Raw genomic sequence first — 4141 nt, 5'->3', positions numbered from 1 at the left:
GTCGCGAAGGCTGATTCCAAGCCTCAGTGATGTGGTGCCCGAGCTATGGCTATCGCGAGCAGGCTCACTCCTACAGTTGAAATGCGTTCCCCTGTAGGAGTGAGCCTGCTCGCGATGGCGTCATCCGCCACAACGCTATTTCCCGCAAATCGAAATTATTTTCATCCAGCCCTATCACTTTTTGATTTTCATCCGGCAAGCAGGCAATTGAGAAATATTTCCATTCAGGAGCCGCCGTATGTCCCGTTCGCTAGACACCTTGTTGCGCCCCAGTCTGCTGGCCGTCGCCATTGCCCTCAGCACCCCGCTGATCAGCAGCCCGTTGCTCGCCGCTGAACAAGCGTCCAGCGTTCGCGCTTACAACCTGCCGGCGGCGCCTCTGTCGACCACCCTGAACCAGATCGCCAGCCAGGGCGGCCTCGCGCTGTCGCTGAACCCGTCGCTGGCAGCGGGCAAGACCTCGGCACCGGTCAAAGGCCAGTACGACGCGGCCGGCGCGCTGCGTGCAGCCTTGAGCGGCACCGGTCTGCAACTGGAACAAAGTACTTCCGGCACCTACAGCCTGGTTGCCGTGCCTGAAGGTGTGATGGCCCTGCCGGAAACCGCGATCATCGGCGTGGAGAATCTGGAAACCGCGTGGAGCCCGGTCGAAGGCTACACCGCCACCCGCACCGCCGCCGGCACCAAGACCGACACCGCGCTGGTTGAAGCACCGCGCTCGATCTCGGTGGCGACCCGTCAGCAAATGGACGACCGTAGCGTGCACAGCCTCGATGACGCCGTGCGCTACATGCCGGGCATCACCGCCAGCAGTTATGGCAGCGACACCCGCGCTGACTGGTTGCGTGTACGCGGTTTCGAACCGACCCAATTCCTCGACGGCCTGCCGCTGCCGCGTGGCATCTACGCCAACCCGAAACAGGAAACCTGGAACCTCGACCGCCTCGCCCTGCTGCGCGGCCCGGCGTCTTCAGTTTACGGCCAGACCCCGCCGGGTGGTCTGCTCGACATGGTCAGCCGCCGTCCAAGTGCCGAAGCCAGCAGCGAAATTCAGCTGCAATACGGCAGCGACAACCATCGCCAGATCAACTTCGCCAGCACCGGCAAGATCGATGAGGCCGGTCAGTTCCTGTACGGCATCAGCGGCGTCGTGCGCGACAGCGACACGCAGATCGACCACATCGAAAACAAGCGCTACAACATCGCGCCGAGCCTGACCTGGAATATCGACGACGACACCAAGCTGACCCTGCTCACGCAATTCACCCGCGACGATACCGGTGTCACCAGCCAGTTCTATCCGATTCAAGGCACCAAGATCGATATGCCGTTCGGCAAGATCTCCCACCACAAGAACCTCGGTGATCCAGACTACGACTTCTACGACCGCACCTACTACGCGCTCGGTTATGCCTTCGAACATCGCCTGAACGATGTCTGGCAGTTCAAACAAAACCTGCGTTACACCAAGTCGGATCTTTCGTTCCAGACCGTCACCGTGAACAGCTACAACACAAATTTCGCCGGTTTCACCGTTGACGATCAGGGTAATGTCGGTCGCGGCACCACCAACGTTGACGAAGACATCAGCCAGTTTGCCGTGGACAACAACTTCCAGGCTGACTTCGCCACCGGTGATATCCGCCACACCCTGTTGCTCGGTCTCGATCATCAACGCAGCAACGACAATTACACGTCGATCTTCGGCGGCGCGACGGACATCAACGTCAACAACCCGATCTACGGCCAGCCGATCGTGCGTCCGCCGCGCTCCAGCGCTTTTTATGATTACGACCAGAAGACCTACCAGACTGGTCTCTACGTACAGGACCAGATGGCGCTCGATCAATGGCGTCTGACCTTGGGCGGTCGCGAAGACTGGGTGCACACCAGCACCAAGTTCTTCAACAAGGGTGACGCCACCAACACCCAGCGGGACAAGGCGTTCAGCGGCAACGCAGCGATCAGCTATGTCTTCGATTCGGGCTTCGTACCGTATCTGTCGTACGCCGAATCCTTCCAGCCAACCAGCGGCGCCGACGCCACGGCCACCGATTCGCTCAAGCCAACCGAAGGCAAGCAGTGGGAACTGGGCATCAAGTACCAACCACCGGGCAGCAAAACCCTGCTCAGCGCGGCAGTGTATGACCTGACCCAGAAGAACGTTTCGGTCAACAGCATCGTCAACAACGTGAACATCACCAGCCAGACCGGCGAAGTGAAAGTCAAAGGCCTGGAACTGGAAGCCGTTTCGGACGTGACCGATAACCTCAAGGTCATCGCCGCCTACACCCTGGCCAAGTCCGAAGTGCAGAAAGGCGTCGACAAGGGCAACCGTCTGCAACTGATGCCGAACCAGCAAGCCTCGCTGTGGACTGACTACACCTGGCACACCGGCGTGCTCGATGGTTTCGGCGTGGGTGCTGGCGTGCGTTACACCGGCAACACCTACGGCGACAAAGGCAACACCTGGCTGGGCAAGGCGGATGCCTATACCGTGTTCGACGCGAGCGTGCATTACGACCTCGGCCGTCTGGACAACAGCCTCAAAGGCGCGTCGCTGGCACTGAATGCGACCAACCTGTTCGACAAGGACTACATTTCCACCTGCGACGGTTTCTATTGCTACTACGGCGACCAACGCAGCGTCGTCGCCAGCGCCACTTACAAGTGGTAAGCAACTGAGCTGAAACAGGCCCTGTTACCAGGCCGTCCCTCGTGGACGGCTTTGGTGTTTTTGAAGGTCATGAAATGAAAAGTAAAACAATTCGTCGCTGGTCGTTTATCCACACCTGGACCAGCCTGATCTGCACCGTGTTTTTGCTGATGCTGGCATTGACCGGTTTGCCGTTGATTTTCAGCCATGAAATCGATCATCTGCTGGGCAATGCCCCCGAGTTGCGAGAGATGCCGGCCGACACGCCGCAACTCAACCTGCAACAACTGGTGGATGCCGCGCAGAAACATCGGCCGGGCGAGGTCATGCAGTACTTCGGTTACGACGACGAAGAGCCAAACGCTGCGTTTGCGATCATGGCAAAAACCGCCGGCACCGAACCGAACTCCTCGCACACCTTCATGCTCGACGCGCGCACCGGTGAAGCACTGGAAACCCCTTCGGCCAACGGCGGTTTGATGCTGTTTATCCTGCGCCTGCACGTCGACATGTTTGCCGGGTTGCCGGGCAAATTGCTGCTGGCGTTTATGGGTTTATTGTTTGTCGTGGCGATTGTTTCGGGGACGGTGCTGTACCTGCCGTTCATGCGCCGACTGAAATTCGGCACGGTGCGTCAGGACAAATCCACGCGACTGCGCTGGCTCGACCTGCATAACCTGATTGGCGTGGTGACGCTGACCTGGGCCTTGGTCGTCGGCGTGACTGGCGTGATCAGTGCCTGCGCCGATCTGCTGATCGCCGCATGGCGCAACGAGGCCCTGACCGCTTTAATCGAACCTTACCGCGACGCGCCACCGCTGACGCAACTGGCGCCCGCCACGCGTTTGCTCGACATTGCCGGCGAAGCTGCGCCGGGCATGAAACCGGATTTCATCGCCTTCCCCGGCACACGCTTCTCCAGCGAACACCATTACTCGGTGTTCATGAAGGGCGGCACGCACCTGACTTCGCATCTGCTGACGCCGGTGCTGATCGACGCCACCACGCTGAAGGTCACCGCTGTCGCGGAACGACCGTGGTACATGGACGCGATGGGCATGTCGCAACCGCTGCACTTTGGTGATTACGGCGGCATGCCGATGAAGATCCTTTGGGCCACGCTCGATGTGCTGACCATCATCGTTCTCGGCAGCGGCGTGTATCTGTGGGTGGTGCGGCGCAAGGCTGCCAAACCTGTGCTGGAAACGGCGGAGGCGACGGTATGAAGCCGCGTCAGTCGAATTTCTGGAAAGTCTTCAGCACGCCGTTGGTGATTGGTCTTCTGAGTGCGGCGGGACTGTTTGCGGCGTTGCTGGGGGACGGGATCTGGGATGCGCTGAGCTGGGTCGGGCTAGGTGTGCCGGCCTTCCTGGCCCTAAAAGGATTACTGCTGCGAAGCTAAGAAACCACTGTAGGAGTGAGCCTGCTCGCGATAGCGCAATCACATTCAACATCACCGTTGACTGAACTACCGCTATCGCGAGC

3 protein-coding genes are annotated in these 4141 nt (G+C 59.6%); all 3 read left to right on the top strand.

Annotation, left to right across the window (positions count from 1 at the left end):
- Positions 1–238 precede the first annotated feature (238 nt).
- The 3 genes from QMX93_RS30010 (at position 239) to QMX93_RS30000 (ending at position 4058) form a co-directional block, all read left to right on the top strand.
- Complete coding sequence (locus QMX93_RS30010) at positions 239–2677, top strand: TonB-dependent siderophore receptor (protein ID WP_282359194.1); 2439 nt, start codon at positions 239–241, stop codon at positions 2675–2677.
- A gap of 74 nt (positions 2678–2751) precedes the next feature.
- Positions 2752–3882, top strand: a complete 1131-nt coding sequence (locus QMX93_RS30005; protein ID WP_159815410.1) for a PepSY-associated TM helix domain-containing protein — start codon at positions 2752–2754, stop codon at positions 3880–3882.
- On the top strand, positions 3879–4058 hold the full coding sequence (locus QMX93_RS30000) for a hypothetical protein (RefSeq protein ID WP_159815411.1): 180 nt from the start codon (positions 3879–3881) through the stop codon (positions 4056–4058). Before QMX93_RS30005 ends, QMX93_RS30000 begins: the two co-directional genes overlap by 4 nt.
- Positions 4059–4141: the final 83 nt, after the last annotated feature.

Origin of the sequence: Pseudomonas sp. PS01303, assembly GCF_029959385.1 — a bacterium.
In the GTDB taxonomy this organism is placed as follows: domain Bacteria; phylum Pseudomonadota; class Gammaproteobacteria; order Pseudomonadales; family Pseudomonadaceae; genus Aquipseudomonas; species Aquipseudomonas rustica.
This window is presented reverse-complemented; position numbering and strand designations above follow the sequence as displayed.

What these genes read in the sequence shown, in the direction of transcription:
- QMX93_RS30005 (WP_159815410.1), top strand. Translation starts at nt 2,752, where the DNA reads ATGAAAAGTAAAACAATTCGTCGCTGGTCGTTTATCCACACCTGGACC.
- QMX93_RS30000 (WP_159815411.1), top strand. Translation starts at nt 3,879, where the DNA reads ATGAAGCCGCGTCAGTCGAATTTCTGGAAAGTCTTCAGCACGCCGTTG.
- QMX93_RS30010 (WP_282359194.1), top strand. Translation starts at nt 239, where the DNA reads ATGTCCCGTTCGCTAGACACCTTGTTGCGCCCCAGTCTGCTGGCCGTC.